The sequence below is a fragment of the Flavobacterium sp. genome, assembly GCF_031422135.1.
GTDB lineage: Bacteria > Bacteroidota > Bacteroidia > Flavobacteriales > Flavobacteriaceae > Flavobacterium.
This window is the reverse complement of the sequence record NZ_JANOQD010000066.1, coordinates 17,873-38,508: the sequence shown is the minus strand read 5'-3', so window position 1 is coordinate 38,508 and position 20,636 is coordinate 17,873. Positions and strand designations below refer to the sequence as shown.

The 20,636-nt window shown below is 31.9% G+C and carries 15 protein-coding genes; 11 read left to right on the top strand and 4 right to left on the bottom strand.

Annotated features, from left to right (window positions below; genetic code table 11):
- Window positions 1-75: 75 nt before the first annotated feature.
- Window positions 76-477, bottom strand: coding sequence for an excinuclease ABC subunit B (locus RMO70_RS09235; protein ID WP_310556151.1), 402 nt, complete (start codon window positions 475-477; stop codon window positions 76-78).
- 102 nt (window positions 478-579) lie between these two features.
- Here RMO70_RS09235 and RMO70_RS09230 point away from each other — a divergent pair, with 102 nt between their 5' ends.
- From RMO70_RS09230 to RMO70_RS09205, 6 genes are all read left to right on the top strand, one after another.
- Window positions 580-1,590, top strand: a complete 1,011-nt coding sequence (locus tag RMO70_RS09230) for a dipeptide epimerase (protein WP_310556150.1) — start codon at window positions 580-582, stop codon at window positions 1,588-1,590.
- A gap of 2 nt (window positions 1,591-1,592) precedes the next feature.
- Complete coding sequence (locus tag RMO70_RS09225) at window positions 1,593-2,636, top strand: aminotransferase class I/II-fold pyridoxal phosphate-dependent enzyme (protein ID WP_310556149.1); 1,044 nt, start codon at window positions 1,593-1,595, stop codon at window positions 2,634-2,636.
- A gap of 27 nt (window positions 2,637-2,663) precedes the next feature.
- Window positions 2,664-3,131 carry a DUF1456 family protein gene (locus RMO70_RS09220; RefSeq protein ID WP_310556148.1) on the top strand — a complete coding sequence of 156 codons (468 nt, stop codon included), beginning with the start codon at window positions 2,664-2,666 and terminating at the stop codon, window positions 3,129-3,131.
- Window positions 3,132-3,210: 79 nt separating this feature from the next.
- Window positions 3,211-3,507 carry a type II toxin-antitoxin system HigB family toxin gene (locus tag RMO70_RS09215; protein WP_310556147.1) on the top strand — a complete coding sequence of 99 codons (297 nt, stop codon included), beginning with the start codon at window positions 3,211-3,213 and terminating at the stop codon, window positions 3,505-3,507.
- Window positions 3,508-3,519: 12 nt separating this feature from the next.
- On the top strand, window positions 3,520-4,032 hold the full coding sequence (locus tag RMO70_RS09210; RefSeq protein ID WP_310556146.1) for a transcriptional regulator: 513 nt from the start codon (window positions 3,520-3,522) through the stop codon (window positions 4,030-4,032).
- 7 nt (window positions 4,033-4,039) lie between these two features.
- Window positions 4,040-4,513, top strand: coding sequence for a DUF1569 domain-containing protein (locus RMO70_RS09205; RefSeq protein ID WP_310556145.1), 474 nt, complete (start codon window positions 4,040-4,042; stop codon window positions 4,511-4,513).
- On the opposite strand, the gene RMO70_RS09200 is transcribed toward RMO70_RS09205, so the two are convergent.
- Together RMO70_RS09200 and sucC are read right to left on the bottom strand one after the other, a co-directional pair.
- A complete protein-coding gene (locus RMO70_RS09200; RefSeq protein WP_310556144.1) occupies window positions 4,500-4,835 on the bottom strand; it encodes a hypothetical protein in 336 nt (111 codons plus the stop codon). The genes RMO70_RS09205 and RMO70_RS09200 overlap by 14 nt on opposite strands.
- 219 nt (window positions 4,836-5,054) lie before the next feature.
- Window positions 5,055-6,248 carry an ADP-forming succinate--CoA ligase subunit beta gene (gene sucC, locus RMO70_RS09195; RefSeq protein ID WP_310556143.1) on the bottom strand — a complete coding sequence of 398 codons (1,194 nt, stop codon included), beginning with the start codon at window positions 6,246-6,248 and terminating at the stop codon, window positions 5,055-5,057.
- A gap of 168 nt (window positions 6,249-6,416) precedes the next feature.
- Between sucC and RMO70_RS09190 the strand changes: the two genes are divergently transcribed.
- From RMO70_RS09190 to RMO70_RS09170, 5 genes are all read left to right on the top strand, one after another.
- Window positions 6,417-6,842 (top strand): hypothetical protein, encoded by a 426-nt coding sequence (locus RMO70_RS09190; protein WP_310556142.1) that lies wholly within the window; start codon window positions 6,417-6,419, stop codon window positions 6,840-6,842.
- Between the two features lie 104 nt (window positions 6,843-6,946).
- Entirely contained in the window at window positions 6,947-8,146 is a 1,200-nt protein-coding gene (gene lysA / locus RMO70_RS09185) for a diaminopimelate decarboxylase (protein ID WP_310556141.1), read from the top strand.
- 102 nt (window positions 8,147-8,248) lie between these two features.
- The gene (locus tag RMO70_RS09180; RefSeq protein ID WP_310556140.1) at window positions 8,249-16,264 is read left to right on the top strand and encodes a T9SS type B sorting domain-containing protein; all 8,016 of its coding nucleotides are present in this window, start codon (window positions 8,249-8,251) and stop codon (window positions 16,262-16,264) included.
- A gap of 371 nt (window positions 16,265-16,635) precedes the next feature.
- Entirely contained in the window at window positions 16,636-17,076 is a 441-nt protein-coding gene (locus tag RMO70_RS09175; protein ID WP_310556139.1) for a hypothetical protein, read from the top strand.
- Between the two features lie 47 nt (window positions 17,077-17,123).
- Window positions 17,124-18,935 (top strand): carboxylesterase family protein, encoded by a 1,812-nt coding sequence (locus tag RMO70_RS09170; RefSeq protein WP_310556138.1) that lies wholly within the window; start codon window positions 17,124-17,126, stop codon window positions 18,933-18,935.
- A 68-nt stretch (window positions 18,936-19,003) separates the two neighbouring features.
- Here the strand turns inward: RMO70_RS09170 and pafA are convergent, their stop codons facing one another.
- Window positions 19,004-20,617 carry an alkaline phosphatase PafA gene (pafA, locus tag RMO70_RS09165; protein ID WP_310556137.1) on the bottom strand — a complete coding sequence of 538 codons (1,614 nt, stop codon included), beginning with the start codon at window positions 20,615-20,617 and terminating at the stop codon, window positions 19,004-19,006.
- Window positions 20,618-20,636: the final 19 nt, after the last annotated feature.

Genomic DNA, 20,636 nt, shown 5'->3' with positions numbered 1-20,636 from the left:
AATAATTATTAAGATATTCTATTAGGACTACCTCAAGATAATATCTTTTGTGTAGTCTTATAGAATAATTTAGATTTAATTATGCTGCTCCTGAAATGCACAAATCACTTTTTCTGGAGCTACAATATGATTTGGTGCACATTGCATTAAATCCAAAACTCTATCCATAGCTTTTGGGTTCAAACCCATTTTAATTCCTTTTTCGTGAATGAAAAGATTTTCTTTGGAGTGCAATATATTGTCACAATACATCAATAATGCTAGTTTATAAAAATGAACAATACGCTGAAACTCATCTTTTATAGGTAAAAACGAATCTCTTTTTCTAAACAAATCAATGAAAGCTGGCTTTTCGATTTCTAACTCTTTCGATAATAAATATAAAAAATCATATTCTTTATCGTGTAACTTATCATCGACAATAGCAAATTCAATCATTTCTGACAATAAACTTATTTTTTCGGCACGTGAATTCATTTTATAAAATTTTGACAAAAATATTATTTTAAAATCAAAACACAAATGTTTTTATTTCTAACAAAAGATAAATACTTTTATAAAGTTTATAAAAAATCTCAAATGAAACTCATCTTAAAAGAATATACACTCAAGTTAAAACATACTTTCACTATTTCTAGAGAATCAATAGATGTGCAACCTTCTTTGATTGTGGAATTACAAAGCGAAGGATATTATGGTTTTGGCGAAGCCACTTCCAATCCGTACTATAACATTACGGTGCCAATGATGATTCGGGATTTGGATAAATTAAGAAGTATTATTGAAAATACTGAAGACGAAACGCCAGAGTTTTTCTGGAACAAAATGCACCCATATCTCAAAGATAATATGTTTGCTTTGTGTGCTTTGGATTTGGCTTACAATGATTTGTATGCCCGAAAAAAAGGCAAAAAATTATATGAGTTATGGAATTATTCCATCGAGAAAAACCCAATGACCGATTACACCATTGGTATTGACACTATCGAAAAAATGGTGGCTAAAATGCAAGAATTGCCTTGGCCAATTTATAAAATAAAACTTGGAACCAAACACGATATAGAAATAGTAACAGAATTGCGAAAACATACTAATTCCATTTTTAGAATTGATGCCAATTGTGGCTGGGAAGTGGACGAAACCATCAACAATGCCATTGCACTCCAAAAATTAGGCGTTGAGTTTCTAGAACAACCAATGAAAGCAGACAATTGGGAAGCGCACAAAGAGGTTTTCAAACATTCTGTTTTGCCTATTATTGCTGACGAAAGCTGTATTATTGAAGAAGATGTGGCTAAATGTTATCAACATTTTCACGGTGTAAATATTAAATTGGTAAAATGTGGTGGACTCACTCCTGGAAAGCGAATGATTGAAGAAGCCAAAAAGTTAGGATTGAAAACCATGGTTGGTTGTATGACGGAATCTACGGTTGGAATTTCTGCCATTGCACATTTACTACCTCAATTAGATTATGTGGATATGGACGGCGCATTGCTCCTAGCTGAAGATATTGCCACTGGCGTAAAAATTGTTGATGGAAAAATTATGTACTCTAAACTAAACGGAACTGGTGTAACTCTACTATAATTATGAATATCGTAAACCAGTTTCCCGATAGAACTATTGATATTGATAATCAAAAATTTCTATATTTTGGAGGAACTGCCTATTTGGGTTTACCTACAAACAAAGCATTTCAAAAAATAATCATTCAAAACATTCAAAAATGGGGAACTTCGTATGGAAGTTCACGAAATGCCAATATCCAATTAGCTGCTTATGAGGATTCTGAAAATTATTTAGCAAAATTTATACATTCGGAAGCAACAGTAACAATTTCGTCAGGAAGCTTGGCTGGAAAATTGGTAATCGAGCAATTAACGTATGATGGGAATACTTTCTTTTATTTGCCCAATGTACATAATGCCATAAAAGCAAACGAAATGTTTCCTGTGTATATTGAAAATCAGTTAAATTCAAGATTATTTGACAATACCATTGAAAAAATCACAATTCTAACCGATGCCATCCCAGTAACTTGTATTGAACCTATTGATTTATCATTTATTGAAAAAATTCCTTCCACCAAGGAAATTACATTGGTACTTGACGAATCGCATTCATTAGGAATTATAGGCGAAAATGGTTGTGGTTATTATGAATCTATTGGATACCAAAATATTAAAAATAAAATAATAATTTCGTCATTAGGAAAGGCAATGGGCATAACTGGTGGCATTATTGGCGGAAGCCAAAAATTTATTAGCAAAATCAAAACTCTAGGAAATTATGTTTCTGGAGCGGGAATGAATCCTGGTTATGCAATTTCAATTACCGAAGCCAAAGCCATTTATACTAATCAAATTCAGAAATTAAAGAACAATTTAGAATATATTGACACTTATTTAATAAAAAATAAAAACCTAGATTTCAATGTCAATTATCCTATTTTGTATCCAAAAATAGTTGGAATGCACAAAATTTTAGCACAACATCACATCATAATAACCAACTTTAAATATCCAAACGAAGCTGGCGAATTAAACCGAATCATAATAACTGCAAATCATACCAAAACTGATTTGAAAAAATTGATCACAATTCTTAATAATATTTCCAATTCACAACAATAGAATACGTACTTTAGTAAAAAAAATAAAATGACAAATAACGATATTTTCAAAAAACTACGAGTAGCTTTAATGCTTCGTGACGATCAAATAGTAGAAATCCTTGAACTGGTTGATTTTAGAATTTCAAAATCTGAAATTGGTGCGTTTTTTCGTGCTGAAAATCACGAAAATTATGTAGAATGTGGCGATCAAATTTTGCGCAATTTCCTTAACGGATTGGTAATTCACTTGCGTGGAACTAAAGAAAATCCTAAAAATCCTAATGATGTTTTAGCCAAACACAGAGCTGAAATTCCTGTGAATTCAAAAACTATCAATAGTAATCAACCTAAAGATCACAAAGACGAAAAAGAAATTGTATCCTATAGAACAAGACCAAGTAATACCAAACCGAATACTACTAAAAAAGCGGCTCCAAAAAGTAAAAAGCCTGCTCCAAAAGTACAAGTAGTCGAGAAAGTAAAGTTTAATAATGGAAACAAAAAGAAATCATAAGTAAAAATAATTTTTATTTAATTTTAAGAAATTTCGCAAATTGCGAAGTTTTTTTTATCTTTACTTATAATTTAAATTGATGACAAGAATATTCAGCAAGGGAACACTTAGAAATTATTGGCAAAACTATCCAGAAACTGAACAATATTTAAAAACTTGGTATGACATTGCATTGAACGCAAATTGGAAAACACCCATTGATGTGAAACAAAACTATGCAAATGCTAGTATCTTAAAGAGTCAAAGCGTGGTTTTTAACATAAATGGAAATTCTCATAGACTGGTAGTAAAATTTAATTTTGAAAGGCAATGGATTTTCATTCGATTTATTGGGACACATTCTGAATATGATAAAATTGATGCCAATATAATTTAAAATGATAGTAAAATGAACATATCTCCAATAAAAACAGAAACTGATTATAATGAAGCTTTAAAAAAATTTGAAATTCTTTTTGATGCATCAATTGGAACACCCGAAGGCGATGAAGCAGAAATACTTGCGATACTTATAGATGAATACGAAAACAAACATTTTCCCATAGATACTCCAGATCCAATTGAAGCTATAAAAATTAGAATGGAAGAACTAAATTTAAAAGGAATTGATTTGATTGATTCAATTGGTGGAGAAAGTACTGTATCTGCAATTTTAAATAAACGAAGAAAATTAACTATTGAAATGATTCGTAATTTAACAATTAAACTCAATCTTTCTGCTGGAGTTTTGATAAATGATTATTCTTTGAGAAAAAGAGGAATATTATATATTGCAAATCATAATTCAAAACTACAAGTTGTAAATAAAACTGTTAAATCAAGATCTCAACATATTAAATCTGAATCAAAACTACAAATCGTAGAGAAAGTAAAGTTTAATAATGGAAAAGCTAAAAAATAATTTTTAGATGCAAAAGTTGAAGGTATTACTAAACGATTTAGAATCAAAAATTGAATTTCACGAAGCTGTAAATCCTAAAGTTTCCAAAAGCAATTTAGCATGGCATCTCGATCATTGTTTAAAAGTTATAAATGGAGTAACACAAACTATAAAAACCTCAAATCCTGAAGATTACAAGTGGAAGTTTAACTTTAAAAAGAGTTTAGTCTACTTATTAGGATCAATTCCTAGAGGAAAAGCAAAAGCACCAAAATCAGTTCAATCGATTGATGAAATTAAATTATCAGATTTACAATTACAGCTAAAAAATGCTTATATTTTGATAAATGATTTGGAATTCCTGAAACCAAATCACAATTTCAAACATCCCTATTTTGGGGTTTTAAATACAAAAGAAACCATAAAATTTTTAAACATTCATACCCATCATCATATCAAAATTATGAATGATATTTTAAAAAAATCAACTAACTCCCTTTAACATTTAGCACAAAAGAATACTCTTTACCAGAAATTAAATTACCATCATACATTTTCTTTTGGTTTAAAGCATTTTTAATGGCTCTTCTAATATCATTACTGTGTGTATTCACTGTTAATACTACTATTTCGTTATCACTTGTTACGGAGAGTATTATATTTATTGAAGCATCACTACTAATCTCTTCATCAAAAGTAATAGTGCTTAAATATTTAGCTACAACATTAGCTGCTTTTGAATGGTCTTCATAATGATTTATAGTTGCACCAAAAAAAATTGTAGAAAAAAATAATATAAAAATTAAAGTAAATAACTGTTTCATTGTGTAGGTAATTGTTTTAATAATGCAAAATTATCATATTAAAACAATACCAAAAAACTTACAGAAAAGATTTAAAAGAAACTTAACCTACGCAACAATTAATTCATATTGTTGTAACTCTCAAAATAAATTGATTAAAATTACGAATCATTTTTTTTCATAAAAAAACCATTCTCTAAAAAAATAAAGAATGGTTTTTAATAGGATTATATATATGACTTATGACAAAGCCGCTTGAACTTGATCCGCAGCTTCTTGAAACTGAACTGCTGATAAAATTGGCATTCCAGAATTGTCAATTAATTCTTTAGCAATTTCGGCATTGGTTCCTTGCAAACGCACAATAATTGGTACTTTGATTGCATCACCCATATTTTTATAGGCATCAACAACACCTTGAGCTACACGATCGCAACGAACAATTCCTCCAAAAATATTTATTAAGATTGCTTTTACGTTTGGATCTTTCAAAATAATTCTAAAAGCTAATTCCACACGTTTTGCGTCGGCAGTTCCACCTACATCAAGAAAATTTGCAGGTTCAAAACCAGCATATTTAATCAAATCCATAGTCGCCATAGCTAGTCCAGCACCATTAACCATACAACCTACGGTTCCATCAAGGTCAACATAATTCAATCCTGCTTCTTTAGCTTCTACTTCAATGGCATTTTCTTCACGAACATCGCGCATTTCTGCTAACTTCGGGTGACGGTACAATGCATTGTCATCTAAATTTACTTTAGCATCAACTGCTATTATTTTGTTATCCGATGTTTTCAACACAGGATTAATTTCAAACATTGTAGCATCAGAACCTACATAAGCTTTGTACAGCGCCTCAATAAACTGCACCATTTCTTTGAAAGCATTTCCCGAAAGACCTAAATTAAAGGCAATTCTTCTTGCTTGAAACCCTTGTAAACCAACACCAGGATCGATTTCCTCATTAAAAATTAAATGTGGTGTGTGTTCCGCCACTTCTTCAATATCCATTCCACCTTCGGTAGAATAAACAATCATATTACGACCTGTAGCTCTGTTTAACAAAACTGACATATAAAACTCTGAAGTTTCACTTTCGCCAGGATAATACACATCTTCAGCAACTAAAACTTTATGTACTTTTTTACCTTCTGCACTAGTTTGTGGTGTAATCAATTGCATTCCTATGATTTGCTCCGCTAATTCCTCCACTTGTTGCAAATTTTTAGCTAGCTTTACTCCTCCACCTTTTCCACGACCACCAGCATGAACCTGCGCTTTAATAACATGCCATCCTGTTCCAGTCTCAGCAGTCAATTGTTTTGCAGCAGCAACTGCTTCTTGTGGGTTATTAGCAACATAACCACGTTGTGTTTTCACACCATAACTGGCTAATATTTCTTTTCCTTGGTATTCGTGTATGTCCATAATGTTTTTTTTGACTTTTTAAGTGGTACAAAAATAGTAAATTTCGGCTAATTTTAAAAAAGATTTTATTTTTTTATTTTATACTTATTTATTTAAAAATTGAATGTTTAAACGCAACTATTTTACGCTTATGACATCTTATGAGAAATAAATTTTATATTTAATTCGATGAAAAATTTAATTTACCTATTTCTAATTTCAATTTTATCAAGTTGCAATGATAACAATGACACTAACAATAATACTCCAGCACCAATAAATGCTAGTGTTAATGGAACTTGGAAGTTAATAAAAGTATCTGGAATGTTATCAGGTATAGAACACAACTTTGCACCTGGAATAATTACTTGGACTTTTGATGAGTCAAGCCAGAAAGTAACTGTTGTCAATACAAATGCAAATTCGAATTTAGACGATGTACTTGAAAGTGGAATTTACTCTTATGAGACAACCAGTAATCCTGCTCAAGAGCTATTATGCGTTGAATCTGTAAAAATAAATAGTGAGAATTATGGTTGTGTAAGTTTTGAAAACAATCAATTAAGAATTGATGAAAGTTATCTTGATGGTGCAACACTAGATTTTATAAAATAATATAATTTTCGGTTTGTTTTTGTTTGATGTACCTAATTAATTAAAGTTTCTATTTTGAAATACTTTAATAATTAGGTACATTCGTTTTTTTTAAACAATCTAAAATGGAATCGCAACAATTATTAGCCATTGCCGAACAATTTGGCAGTCCAGTCTACGTTTATGACGCAGCAAAAATTGAATCACAGTACAACCGCTTAACATCTGCTTTTGCAAAAGTAGATAAGCTTCGCATTAACTACGCTGTCAAGGCATTGTCTAATATTTCTGTTCTAAAATTACTTAAAAATTTAGGTTCTGGAATTGATACGGTTTCCTATCAAGAAGTAATGCTTGGTCTTCACGCTGGCTTCGAACCTCAACAAATTATATATACTCCAAATGGGGTTTCATTTGAAGAAATTGAAGAAGTTGCCGCAATGGGTGTTCAAATTAACATAGACAACCTATCGGTTTTAGAACATTTTGGGACAAAATATCCTAAAACTCCTGTTTGCATTCGTATTAATCCACACGTGATGGCGGGTGGAAACGAAAATATTTCAGTAGGACATATTGATAGTAAATTTGGTATTTCGATATATCAAATTCCACACATACTTCGTATTGTAGAAAATACGGGAATGCACATCAACGGAATTCATATGCATACGGGTTCGGACATTCTAGATATAGAAGTGTTTTTATATGCTGCCGAAATTTTATTTGATGCCGCTAAAAATTTCAAGGTACTTGATTTTATAGATTTCGGATCTGGATTTAAAGTACCTTATAAAAAAGGCGATATTGAAACCAATATTGAGGAACTAGGTCGCAAATTATCCAAAAGATTTATTGCTTTTGAGAAAGAATACGGAAGAGAATTGACCCTAACATTCGAGCCTGGTAAATTTATTGTTAGCGAAGCGGGATTTTTCTTGGCCAAAGTAAATGTGATTAAGCAAACTACTTCAACGGTTTTTGCAGGAATCGATTCTGGTTTTAATCATTTAATAAGACCAATGTTGTACGGCGCACAACATCACATCGATAATATTTCTAACCCAAAGGGGAAAGAACGATTTTATACCGTTGTAGGTTATATTTGCGAGACCGATACTTTTGCGAACAACCGTCGCATTCCCGAAATAAAAGAAGGTGATATCTTATCTTTCCGAAATGCAGGTGCATATTGCTTCTCGATGGCATCCAACTATAACTCACGTTACAAACCAGCTGAAGTTTTATGGAAAGATGGAAAAGCGCACTTAATTCGGGAACGTGAAAAAATGGAAGATATTTTAAGAAATCAAGTAATGGTTTAGGTTACATACTGTTTTTGGCTTTCATCGGAAATTGAAGTTATTTACCCGATAAAATTCTCATTTAAAGCGAAATAAATTAGTTTTGATAAATATATCCTATTTATGAAATTAAAATTTACTTCGCTTTTTTTCTTTGTATATTTATTCCAAGTTACAGTATACAGTCAAAACCCCCAAGTGATAATTAGTGACCATAATGGTAACAATAATAATACTCCTAATAACACAGGGATTATAACTATTGATTGTGACTATAATTTTATTCCTCCAAAAAAAATTCAACTTACTGCGACTTTTCCAGATTTAAAAAATCCAACCGATTATACTGCTACTCAAGTTGCTTTTAATCAAGTAGGAAATTTTTCAGATGGAACCGTTATTCCCTACACATCTGACGATCAATGGAGTTCAAATATTGCCATTGGGTTTCCGTTTTGTTTTTATGGCAATACTTATACTTCGCTTAATGTTGCTGATAATGGTATTGTTCGATTTAATTACAATCCGTTAAATCCCGAAACTTCATTTTCTTCCATATCAAATCAGGTTCCAAGTCCATCTCTAGTAAGGAATGCAATTTTTGGTGGATTTCAAGATTTAATAAATGCTCCTGGAGTTTTTGGGTGTAATACTGGACAAAACTGTGGAACTATTTCTACAATTTTAACAGGAACAGCTCCTTTTAGAAAATTTGTAATTAATTACAATCAAGTCAATCATTTTGGTTGTAGTGGATCAAATACCAAACAATCTACTTTTCAAATTGTTTTGTTTGAGTCTACCAATGTTGTCGAAATCAATGTAAAAGACAAACCACTTACTTGTTTAGGAAATTCAAGTGGAAATAATGGAATTACAAATTCCCTAATAGGTTTAAACAATGCTGATGGAACCCAAGGTATTGCAGCACCAAATAGAAACACAAGTGTTTGGAGTGCTACTGACGAATCCTATCGTTTTGTCCCATCGGGATTGAGCACCACAACAATTGAATGGTTTAACAATGCTGGAGTTTCATTAGGCATTCAAAATCCGATAGAAGTAATTCCAACCGTTGGTAATCCAACCTATACTGTCAAAGTGAACTATGCCACTTGTACCCCAATAGCAATTCAAAGTACCATAAATGTAAATTTTGATTTGAATTATCCTGTTGCTCCAGATTTAGTTCGAAATTATTGTGATGACACACCACCTTTTTTGAGTCATATTATTGATATTGAACCCGAATTAATTGATGCTAATGACAATCCAATAACGGTTAAAACACTTCATAATACTCAAAATGAGGCAGATTTAGGTATAAATCCACAACTGTTCGTATTTACGATGACAACGCCTACTAGAGTTTTTTATTACCGAGAAACTATTGGGATATGTTATGTGACTGGAAAAATAACATTAAATCTTCAGCCTACACCACAAATTACGGACCAACAAATCAACATTTGTGATATTGGAAATAACGGAACGGAAGTAGTAACGCTATCCTCATTGAACCCTCAAATTAGCGGATTTAATGCCGGAACAATGGGTACCACTTATTTTTTAACATTAGCTGACGCACAAGCTGGATTATTTGGCACAACCATTACTACAGCCACTGTGGCTACTGTGCCTGGATTTACTGAAGTGTTTGTGAGAGTCCGCAATTCAACGAATGTGAATTGTTGGGCAGTTGCTAAAATTAGAATTCAATTGCTTCCACTTCTTGATTTAGCTCCAATCACTACTTTTTGTATTCCAAATACAGATTTCAATACGGTAGAAAATTTCGATATATCGACAATAATTCCAAGTATTTTGACAGGACCAGCGTTACTAAGTGACATCACTTATAATTATTACAGTTCGGCATCAAATGCAACTACTGGAAGTAATCCAATAACAAATCTTTCTAGTTATCCAGTAACTATTATTCCTCCTGCAACAACAGCAACAATCTACATTGGAGCAGAAGCATCTGGAACATATTGTAGAACTATTGAACCAATTGTAATTTCATTTTGTGTGGCAGAAGGTGGTGATAATGGAGGAAATGGTGGTAATGGTGGTTCTGGTGGTAGCGGATTTGATGTTTGTTTAGATGATATAAGCGACCCAATTCCATCGTTTGATTTGAATGCATTATTTACAACCGTAATGGCAAATGTATTGCCTCCAATAGCGACAATATTAACCACAACTGGTTTTTATACTACTTTGATAGGTGCGCAAACACAAGATATATCTGTACAACTAACTGTTGCAGAAGTTGCCTCATTTACACCAACACAGCCAGCAGCACCCGCATTATTTGTGCCTATTTGGGTACGCTATACTGATGGAAATGGGAATGTGGGTATCAAACAAATTATAATTCCTTTCAAATACAAAAAAAATGTGCTTAAAGATTTTCCTATTTGTGATACATTTAATGACAATCAAGAAAATGTAGATTTATTGCCCTACATAGCACAAATTCAATTAGAAAATCCTGGAGAAACCATATTGTGTTTTGAAAATTTATCCGAGTATTTAACAGGTGATCCAAATGATGCCATAACAGTTGCAAATGTTCAATCACCAAGCACAATTGTGTATGTAAAAGTAAGTTCGTATGGTTGTGATTCTAAATACGACTTGAATTTTATTTTAGAACCGTTTGCTACAACAACCATAGTCAAAAATGTTTGTGATATTGGAGCCGATGGAACTGAAAATGTAAATTTATCGCTAATCCTAGCTGATATTATTCCTACCTATCCTGTAAATTCAATATTCACAATACATTCCGCAGAAGCTGGAGCCTATAATGAAACAAATTTAATTGCAAACACAAACACCAGTTATCCTATAAACCCAGCAGTTTCAGTTTGGATACGTATAGAACCTGATCCGTTAATTGTTCCTGTGGTTTGTCCAGCAATAATAAAAATAGATTTTGGTTTTTCCAATTCAATTTCAACCAATCCGTTTACTGCCTACGAAGTTTGCGATACTGATAATGATGGTTTTGTAACATTAAATGCGATGAATGCATTTGTGGCTTCAATAGTGAATGAAACATTAGCTGAACCTATCATAAAAAAATTATATACTAACCTTCAAGATGCGCAGCTTGATAATGGAAACAATTTAATATCTGTTGACTGGAATACATATGTTTATGATTCCACTACATTAGGAGTAAATGGTTTTGTATATTTATTTTTAGAAAATACTATAACGAACTGTACAAGAGTATTACCAATCCCTATTTCTGTACAATCCATTACACTAGCAACAAACCCAACGGTAACGTATTGCGATTTTGAAAATAACAATTCGGAAACAATTCCTTTGATGAGTATTTTCAATCCGCAAATTACCACAAATTATTTTTTATATAATTTTCAATATTATACAAATGAGCCAGATGCTATTGCAGGAACAAATGCTATTCTGCCAAATTTTCCTGTAGTTGATGGAACAATTGTATATGTAAAAATAACAACTGGAGCAAATGCTACGTGTTCCAAAATAATTCCAGTAGAAATCGATTTAATCCAATCGCCAATAATTACTGATTTTACTGCCGAAATATGTGATAATCTTGGCAATGGTACAGAAATCGTAAATTTATATTCTTATCAAAATCAATTGGTATCTCCAGCATTGCCAGCAACTTTTACGTTTCAATATTATGCTTCACAAAGTAATGCCTTGCAGGATTTAAGTGCTTTTTCTAACTTTAATACTATAAATTACAACATCACGTCTTTTGATGCAAATAATTTATCTGCAATAGTTTTTGTAAAAGTAACCAATCCAGTAACCAAATGTTTTTCAATAGCAAAATTAAACTTTAAGCGACAACCAATTATAGAAGCTTTTGATGAAATTCAGTTTACTTGTGACATATCAACAACAAACCAATTGCAGGGAGTTTTTAATTTAGAAACTTCGATACCTAGAACTGGAACTAATGGAATGATTTTGAATCCAACGAATTATACCATTACATATCATAACACATTTTTTTTAGCTACTAGTGCTGGAACACAAATTCCAACTCCTACAGCACATACTGTTATTGGTGATCAAACTTCGTATGTATATGTTCGTTTTGTAGATAATATCACGCTTTGTTATACTGTAAAACGAATTGAATTACAAATTTATAATTTACCAAAATTTTTAGACAGTACAATCGACATTTGTGATGATGATCTTGATGGTGACTATGTTATCGACTTAGTATCGCTAAATGGTGTTGTTGTTTTTGATCCAAGTCCGTTTACATTTCAATACTTTTTAAGCCAATTTGATGCTGATGCAGATTCAAATCCGATAACAACAAACATTAATAATTATAACATTTTAATTTCCGAATTTCCTAAAGCAATTTTTGTAAAAGGGACTGATGTTATCAATAGTTGTAGCCGAACAAAATCGGTAATTATACAAAATTTACCGCAAGTTCCGCTTATAACTGCTAACCCAACTCTTACAGAATGTGACGATAATAACGATGGTATTGCCACATTCAACCTTACAGATGCACAACTATTAATTACTGCACAAACGGGTGTTACTTTTACTTATTTTAGAACATTGCAAGAAATGCAAGCCAATAATAATCCTATTGTAACCAATATAATCAATCCAAATTCTTATACCAATTCAGTTACTAATCCGTTAACGGTTTACGTGAGATTATCGTCTCCAGTGACTAATTGTGATTCGTATGCTCAAATTACTTTAGTCCCTTTTTACAAAACGTATATTTTTCCAACGCAAATTACTCTTTGCGATGACAACGCAGACAATACAGAAGAAGTGAATTTGGCAACAATAACTTTTGACATAATTGCCCCTGAAACAACTGCCGATGTAGTTTTGAGTTTTTATAATACGTATGCACAAGCACTTTTGGGAACTTCTACCATTCCAAATCCTTATACTTTTACAAATTTTTCAACACCAATATTTGTAAAAATAACGAATATTGTTTCCCAATGTTCCTCAATAGAACAACTTAAATTTGTAAAACCTGATCCAATACTTGTTTTCAGCACACAAGAAAGCAAATGTGATTTAAACAGCAATGGCATTCAGTTTTTTGATCCTGAAGATTCTTTTGCCACAATGACAACACCAGCAAATCCTTCGATTTACTCCATAACAAGTTATAGCTCTGAAGCTGGTGCAAATGAAGGAATTACAAGTCCAGATTTGATTCCAAATACGAATCATCAAGTCAATCAACCACAAGAAATAATTTGGATACGTTTTGTAGATTCTTATGGGTGCTATTCTGTTAAATCTTTAACTTTAAATGTTTTACCATTGCCACTTGCTGGTCCTATGACAACTTATTATTCTTGTAAAGATGTAGTCACTGGAAAAGCTACTTTCGATTTGAGTTCCAAAAATGTGGAAGCACTAGCTGGACAAAACCCATTGCAGTTTTCCGTTTCGTACCATTCCACTTCAGATGATGCAAAATCAGGAGCTAATGCATTACCTTTTCTTTATGAAAGCGTCACAACAACAATTTGGGTAAGTATTAAAAATAATAGTACCGGTTGCAGAAACATTGCTTCTTTGAATCTGAATGCAGAAATTGCAACAACAATTACAGCTCCAAGAGTGGCTTCAACAACCTACTGTGATAATGACGGTATAAATAACGGATTTACAAACATCGATTTATCCATTTTAGATGCTTCTATTTTAGGAAGTATACAAAATGGAAATCCAGATTATGCAATACAATATTTTGCTTCGTTAGCAAATTTCAACGCAAATATTCCCATTGTGAATTCAAATTTTTATACAAACATTCAAAACCCGCAAACCATAATTGCACAAATTATAAACAATGGCACCAATCAAAAATGTGAAGCCCATATTCCATTTGAGATAAAAGTAAACTTATTACCCGTGGTTGTTCCAGTAGTAGAAATTTTAGTATGTGATGTAGATAATAATGGTGTCGAAGTATTTGATTTGACCAAAGTCCAGTTTGCAGGAACATCACAAGTTACCACTGAAAATAATGTAAGTTATACCTACTTTAGAACTTTGGCGGAATTACAATCAAATCAAAATGCTATAAATTCACCTTCAAATTATATTAATCAATTCCCGAATCCAAGTGTGGTTTTTGTTAAGGTAACTTTTAATTTGACCCGTTGTTTTTCTTATTCTACAATAAATTTAAATCCTTTTCATACTGATTATAATTTTCCAATATCCATAAACTTATGCGACAATAATGCTGATGGCTCAGAAAAAATAAATCTAACGCAAATCACCTACGGAATTCTTGCTCCTTTAACCCTAACAGATGTAAGTGTAGCTTTTTACTCAAGTTTCAATGATGCTTTTCAGCAAAATCAAGCTTTTCAGACTCCAGAAGAGTACTCAATTAGTAATTACAATACTCCTATTTACGTTCGAATTACAGATAGCACGCTTTTATGTTCATCGATTGAAGTTTTGAATTTCACAAAATACAGTCCAATTATTGTGAATAATTTCAGTACTAGCAAATGTGATTTAGACAATAACGGAATTCAATCCTTTGATTTAGCAAACTATTTTGGCTCGATGACCATTACTCCAAATACGCCTTCGAATTACACCATAACAAGTTATACTTCTGAAGCAGGAGCAAATGAAGGAATTACAAGTCCAGATATGATTCCAAACAGTAATTATCAAGTCAACCAACCTGAGAAAATAGTTTGGATACGTTTTCAAGATTCAAACGGATGTTATTCAGTTAAACCTTTGACATTAAAAATAAATCCTTTACCAGTTGTTGTTCCAATGAGTGATTTTTATGTATGTAGAAATACGGGAAGTAACCAAGCTACTTTTGATTTAAGCACCAAAAACATCCAAGCCACTTCAGGAGAAATAAATCCTTCCCAGTTTACAGTGAGTTACCATCTTACAGAAGCTGATGCTAAAACAGGAAATGGCTCTTTACCGAATAGTTATACTAGTATTTCTATAACCATTTGGGTCAGTTTAAGAAACAATATAACAAATTGTAGAAATGTTTCTCCGCTAAGTTTAGTTGCCGAATTGGAAACTACAGCAACACAACCCAATCCAAATACAACTCTTGTTTGTGATACTGATGATGATAATGATGGTTTTACAAAATTTGATTTATCGACTCTAAATGCTGGAATTCTTGGAAGTCCTCAAAATGGGAATCCAAATTATGTGATACAATATTATGCTTCTCAAAGTGATTTAAATTCAATAAACCCAATTACAGATTTAGCAAATTTTACAAATACGTCAAATCCTCAAACCATTTTTGTTAGTGTAGTCAATACTACTACTGTAAATAAATGCGATGCCACTTTATCTTTTGTTTACAAAGTAAATAAACTTGCAGAAACAACACCAAATGACGGAACAGTTTGTTTTGATCAAACTACTGGAAATTTATTAAGTTCGCACATAATAGATAGTGGTTTAAGCACTATTGATTATACTTTTGAATGGTATTTAGGAACTAACCCTACTCCTATCTCTGGGCAAACTGGAGCTACATTTGAAGCTACATCAGCAGGAGAATATTTTGTAATTGCCACTGATAAATTATATCCAAATTGTTCCTCTAAACCAAATTTTGCTACCGTAATTCGATCAGAACCAGCCATTGCTTCGGCCAGCGTGGAATATTCGTTTGCAGATAATATAAAAGTGGTAATTACCGCTACTGGTTTAGGTGACTATTCGTATCAAATTGATGACGAATCCATTCAAGAAAGCAATATTTTTGAAAATGTACAATATGGAACGCACCTTATTACTGTTTATGATGGAAATGGTTGCGAAAGCACCAAACTTTCTGTAATTGTTTTAGATTATGATAAATTTTTCACTCCAAATGGTGATGGTTATAATGAACATTGGAATATTAAAGGTATTAAAGACCAACCCAATGCCAAAGTATATCTTTTTGATCGCTATGGAAAACTCCTTAAACAGATAAGTCCAACTTCTGAAGGTTGGAATGGAATATATAATGGGCAACCACTTCCAGCAGACGATTATTGGTTTACTGTAACCTATATGGAAAATGGACAAGAAAAAATATTCAAATCACATTTTGCAATGAAACGATAATAAAAAACCAGAGACAGAAAATTCCAAAATATTTTTTATACAAAATTTGCAATTTTTTATATTTGAGTTAGATTCAAAATCATTTAAATAAAAATGATTTTGAATCTAGCAACAACAATCTTTTAACCTTCCAAAAAGAGTAATACCAAAATTTCAATCTAAACGATATCAATATTCTTAGTAGTATCAATACAATTTGAATGCTACTAAGAATATTTTATTTTTTTGAGATACGGGTTGACTACGTCAATTTGTCATAAAAAAATACATTCTATTTTATTTTTAAAAATTGAAGTATAATCAATAAAATGTTTTATATTTGAATATAACATTTTTTTTAACATCTGTTATTAATTATACTTAAAAATTTTATGATAAAAACGTTAATATTTCAAACAATCATACTCCTCTTTTCATTAAATACTATTAGTCAAGTAAAGGAAAAAGAAAAATATTCTAAAGCTGAATTGAAAACATTCATAAAAATATACAAACATACATTAGACTTCCCTTTTAATACAATTGTTTCTATGCAACAAAATGCTCTGAAAATTAAAATTTCAGAACAAAGACTCACGGAAATACTACAATCTCAATTTGCTGGAAATACAATCAAACTTACAGATGACGAATCCAAAGAAATGGGTAAACTCCAAAAATTGATGGAGACCGATAAAGAAGTTTATGATAAAGAATTGGAAAAATATATCATTAGCCAAAAAATACTTCCATCAAAATATAAAGAAATCGAAAAAGTATATCACAAAAATAATAAATTTCAAAAAAAAGTAAACAAACTATATACAAAATAATAAACAATTTTTAACAACCAATTTAAACCAAACTAAATTCTAATTTTATGAAAAAACAATTATTTTATTGTCTTGCTATTGCATATTCAATGTATGCACAAGGACAACAACTACCTAATCGTTATCGAGATGAAACTATAACGACAATACAAGAAACTAAAGGGGTAATTTTTAGTAACAACATCCCCACGGTAAAAACAACAAATTTATTTGGCAATAAACTTGCCAACGAAGATTCTTATGGACAGGTAACTGTAACATTAAAAATGGATATTTACCGCCCATCAGGTGACACATTAACCAAAAGACCTGTCATCATTTTTGCATTTGGTGGTGGTTTTGTAAATGGAACCAGAACAAAGGTCGATATAGTGAAACTTTGTCAAGCATATGCTAAACGTGGGTTTGTAACTGCAACAATTGATTATAGATTAGGAATGAATGTTGGAGATCAACAACTTTCTAAGAGAGCTGTTTACAGAGCATCACAGGATGGACGATCAGCTGTGAGGTTTTTTAGAAAAAATGCGGCTGCTTACGGTGTTGATCCAAATCAAGTTTTTATTGGTGGGCACAGTTCTGGTGCATTTTTAGCATTGCATAGTGTTTTTTTAGACAAAGATTCTGAAAGACCAGCCTCAACTCGAAATTATCTTGGAAGAATAGATTTGGGAGGCATAGAAAGCATTGGTGATAATAAAACTTATCCTGATGGAAGTCTAGTTAGTGGTAAAGCAAACGGGGTATTGAGTCATGCTGGCGCATTAGGAGAACTCACTTATATTGAAGGTCCTGCTGATGTTCCTACAGTTTACTTTCATAGTTCTGATGACAATGTAGTTCCATATAACAGCGGCGAGCCTTTTTCTTCACTAAGCTGGTTGCCAGGTTTTAATTTGCCAACAGTTTATGGAGGAAATCAAATGAGTATAAGATCTGCTAGTGTAGGTGCCCCAAATACTTTTTACCCATATACAAATCGTGGTCACGACGTACATTACAATGGTTCTAATCTATATACTGACATTGCACCAAGAGGAAGTCAGTATTTTTATGACACTCGTTTAAAACCAAATGACGTTACAATAACTGGAAATACTAGTGTATGCACTACTTGTCCTGCACAAAGCTACTCTGTTCCAAAAACAGCATTTTACTATGACTGGCAAGTTGTTGGAGGCACATTTGTAGACAAAAACCCCTTAAACAATACTGTTTTGATTCAATGGAATTCTAATGCAGTAACAAGAAAACTTACTGTTACACCATATAGTCGTCAATTGGCAAGAGGAAATTCTGTTAGTATTGATATTAGTATCAATCTAAATCCTGTCCTAACAAGAGGTTTAGAATACTTTTCAAGTAACAAAAGTATTGATTTAAATGACTATTTTACTGATCCCGAAGGACAAGAGTTAAACTATAAAATTGTTAGTTCAGCAAATGAGATTGCAAAAATAAATGAGTTTAACAGCATCTCAAATAATTTATTGTCGATTAATCGTATTGCAAAAGGGAATGCCACAGTTTCTATAGAAGTAACCGATGGTAGTAGTTGTAAAACAACGCACACAATTCAATTGAAAGACTCAGAAGTATCAGAAGCAATGAATATAACTATTAGTCCAAATCCATTTGTTGAAAAGGTAACTCTTTCGATCGAAAGTGCTTACCAAGGTAATGTTATAGTTCAATTATTTGATGATTCTGGTAGAATTATTACGGAAAGAAATCTTCAAAAAGAAGAAAATAATGTACTCGAAGAAAGTTTTGATTCGGAAATCAAAAAACAAGGAATTTATTACGTTAAAATAATTACCAAATACGGAGAAGTTATTAAACGAATCGCAAAAAAATAAATTTCTAAAAAAAAAAAGCCGAAACAACTAAAAATGTTTCGGCTTTTTAAATTCACTTGATTGGGGAATTATTTTTGATCAAAAACTTCCGTCATTACTTTAGCTTCTGTACCATTGGGAAACTGAATTTTTATTTTTTGTGCAAGTGTTGGTGCAATTTGAGTTATTTCTTTTCTATCGTGAGATTCTCCTTTTGGAATATTCCAACCATAAAAAATACAAGGCACGTGGGTGTCGAAAGTATAAGGCGAACCGTGTGTAGTTCCTACGCCCATATATTCGACAAAACCAGGCTTTAAAGTAAATAACAAATCTCCGCTTTGAACAGGATCAAAACCTTTAGCTACAAAATTTAAATAAAAATCAGATCCTGTTGAAGCTAAAATCTCTTCTTCAGAATATACTCGTTTAATATATTTTTGGGTATACATAAAGGTTCTAAATGATTCTTTCACTTTATTTAATTCCAAATTTTTTGCCTTGATAACTTCTTTATTAAAAAAAATATTGAAATTGGAAACGTTTAATACTAAATCTTCTCCAAAAGTGGTTTTAGAAAATTCTGAAAAAGCTTGTTCTATATTTTTTGAACTAATATGATCTACTTCATATTTATTATCTTTTAAATGATTTACATTTTCAGCAGCTGCGTGATCAGATGTTAAGAATAGTAAATAATTATTCTTGCCAACATTTGTATCTAAATAGGTTAACAACTCGGCAATAGTTTGATCAAGACGCAAGTAGGTATCTTGCATTTCTATAGATCGAGACCCAAAAGTATGCCCTATATAATCTGGAGAGGAGAAACTTACTGTTAAAAAATCTGTAATATCGTCAGTTCCTAAACTTTCTTTCTCGATGGCCGTCATTGCAAAATCAGCTAATAAATTGTTTCCAAAAGGGCTCAATCGTATTACGGCTGGATCGTTGCTTTCCATCATAGCTTTGGTATCGTAAGGAAAAAACGGCTTTTTCTTATACATTGTCCCTTCATACGGATTTTCATCTGGAAGACTTTCTTTATAAACTTCAGCAGGATTTGATAGCTTCCAACCTTTTTCTAAATAAGGCAAGTAGCGTTTTTCATTGTTAAAATCGGTTACCCAATTTGGCAACGCAGTTCCATAAAAAGTACTGGAAATAAATGCTCCCTTTTTGCTCATCCAAAATGCCCAATTGGCAAAATGTCCAGCAGGCAATATGGCACCACGATCTTTTAGACTCATCCCTATTACTTTACCTTTAAAATTAGTGGCTAATCTCAATTCGTCAGTAATTGTAGTAGTTTGCAATAATTTTGGAGACATCATACCTTCCTTATCAGAACCATCACCAAGAGTTTTTACAGACTCATCACCAGTGCAATAAATCTCTTTTTTAAGTGTTCTATGAAACCATTCATTTGCTACAATCCCATTTATGGATGGAGTTGCACCAGTATAAATTGCAGCATGACCTGGTCCTGTAAAAGTTGGAGCATAATTATAATGCATATTATGGAAAGTGTATCCATTTCCCATTAATCGTTTGAAACCATTATCAGAAAAATCACTTTCATATCTGTATAGGTATTCCATCTTCATTTGATCCACAACAATACCTACGATTAACTTTGGTTTTTGTTGTGAAATACCTGCTATTGAAACTAATAAAGCAAGAATGGCAACTATTTTTTTCATTTTTTTTATTTTAATTCTG

What these genes read in the sequence shown, in the direction of transcription:
- RMO70_RS09170 (WP_310556138.1), top strand. Translation starts at nt 17,124, where the DNA reads ATGAAAAAACAATTATTTTATTGTCTTGCTATTGCATATTCAATGTAT.
- RMO70_RS09235 (WP_310556151.1), bottom strand. Translation starts at nt 477, where the DNA reads ATGAATTCACGTGCCGAAAAAATAAGTTTATTGTCAGAAATGATTGAA.
- RMO70_RS09180 (WP_310556140.1), top strand. Translation starts at nt 8,249, where the DNA reads ATGAAATTAAAATTTACTTCGCTTTTTTTCTTTGTATATTTATTCCAA.
- RMO70_RS09230 (WP_310556150.1), top strand. Translation starts at nt 580, where the DNA reads ATGAAACTCATCTTAAAAGAATATACACTCAAGTTAAAACATACTTTC.
- RMO70_RS09205 (WP_310556145.1), top strand. Translation starts at nt 4,040, where the DNA reads ATGCAAAAGTTGAAGGTATTACTAAACGATTTAGAATCAAAAATTGAA.
- lysA (WP_310556141.1), top strand. Translation starts at nt 6,947, where the DNA reads ATGGAATCGCAACAATTATTAGCCATTGCCGAACAATTTGGCAGTCCA.
- RMO70_RS09200 (WP_310556144.1), bottom strand. Translation starts at nt 4,835, where the DNA reads ATGAAACAGTTATTTACTTTAATTTTTATATTATTTTTTTCTACAATT.
- pafA (WP_310556137.1), bottom strand. Translation starts at nt 20,617, where the DNA reads ATGAAAAAAATAGTTGCCATTCTTGCTTTATTAGTTTCAATAGCAGGT.
- RMO70_RS09190 (WP_310556142.1), top strand. Translation starts at nt 6,417, where the DNA reads ATGAAAAATTTAATTTACCTATTTCTAATTTCAATTTTATCAAGTTGC.
- RMO70_RS09175 (WP_310556139.1), top strand. Translation starts at nt 16,636, where the DNA reads ATGATAAAAACGTTAATATTTCAAACAATCATACTCCTCTTTTCATTA.
- RMO70_RS09225 (WP_310556149.1), top strand. Translation starts at nt 1,593, where the DNA reads ATGAATATCGTAAACCAGTTTCCCGATAGAACTATTGATATTGATAAT.
- RMO70_RS09220 (WP_310556148.1), top strand. Translation starts at nt 2,664, where the DNA reads ATGACAAATAACGATATTTTCAAAAAACTACGAGTAGCTTTAATGCTT.
- RMO70_RS09210 (WP_310556146.1), top strand. Translation starts at nt 3,520, where the DNA reads ATGAACATATCTCCAATAAAAACAGAAACTGATTATAATGAAGCTTTA.
- sucC (WP_310556143.1), bottom strand. Translation starts at nt 6,248, where the DNA reads ATGGACATACACGAATACCAAGGAAAAGAAATATTAGCCAGTTATGGT.
- RMO70_RS09215 (WP_310556147.1), top strand. Translation starts at nt 3,211, where the DNA reads ATGACAAGAATATTCAGCAAGGGAACACTTAGAAATTATTGGCAAAAC.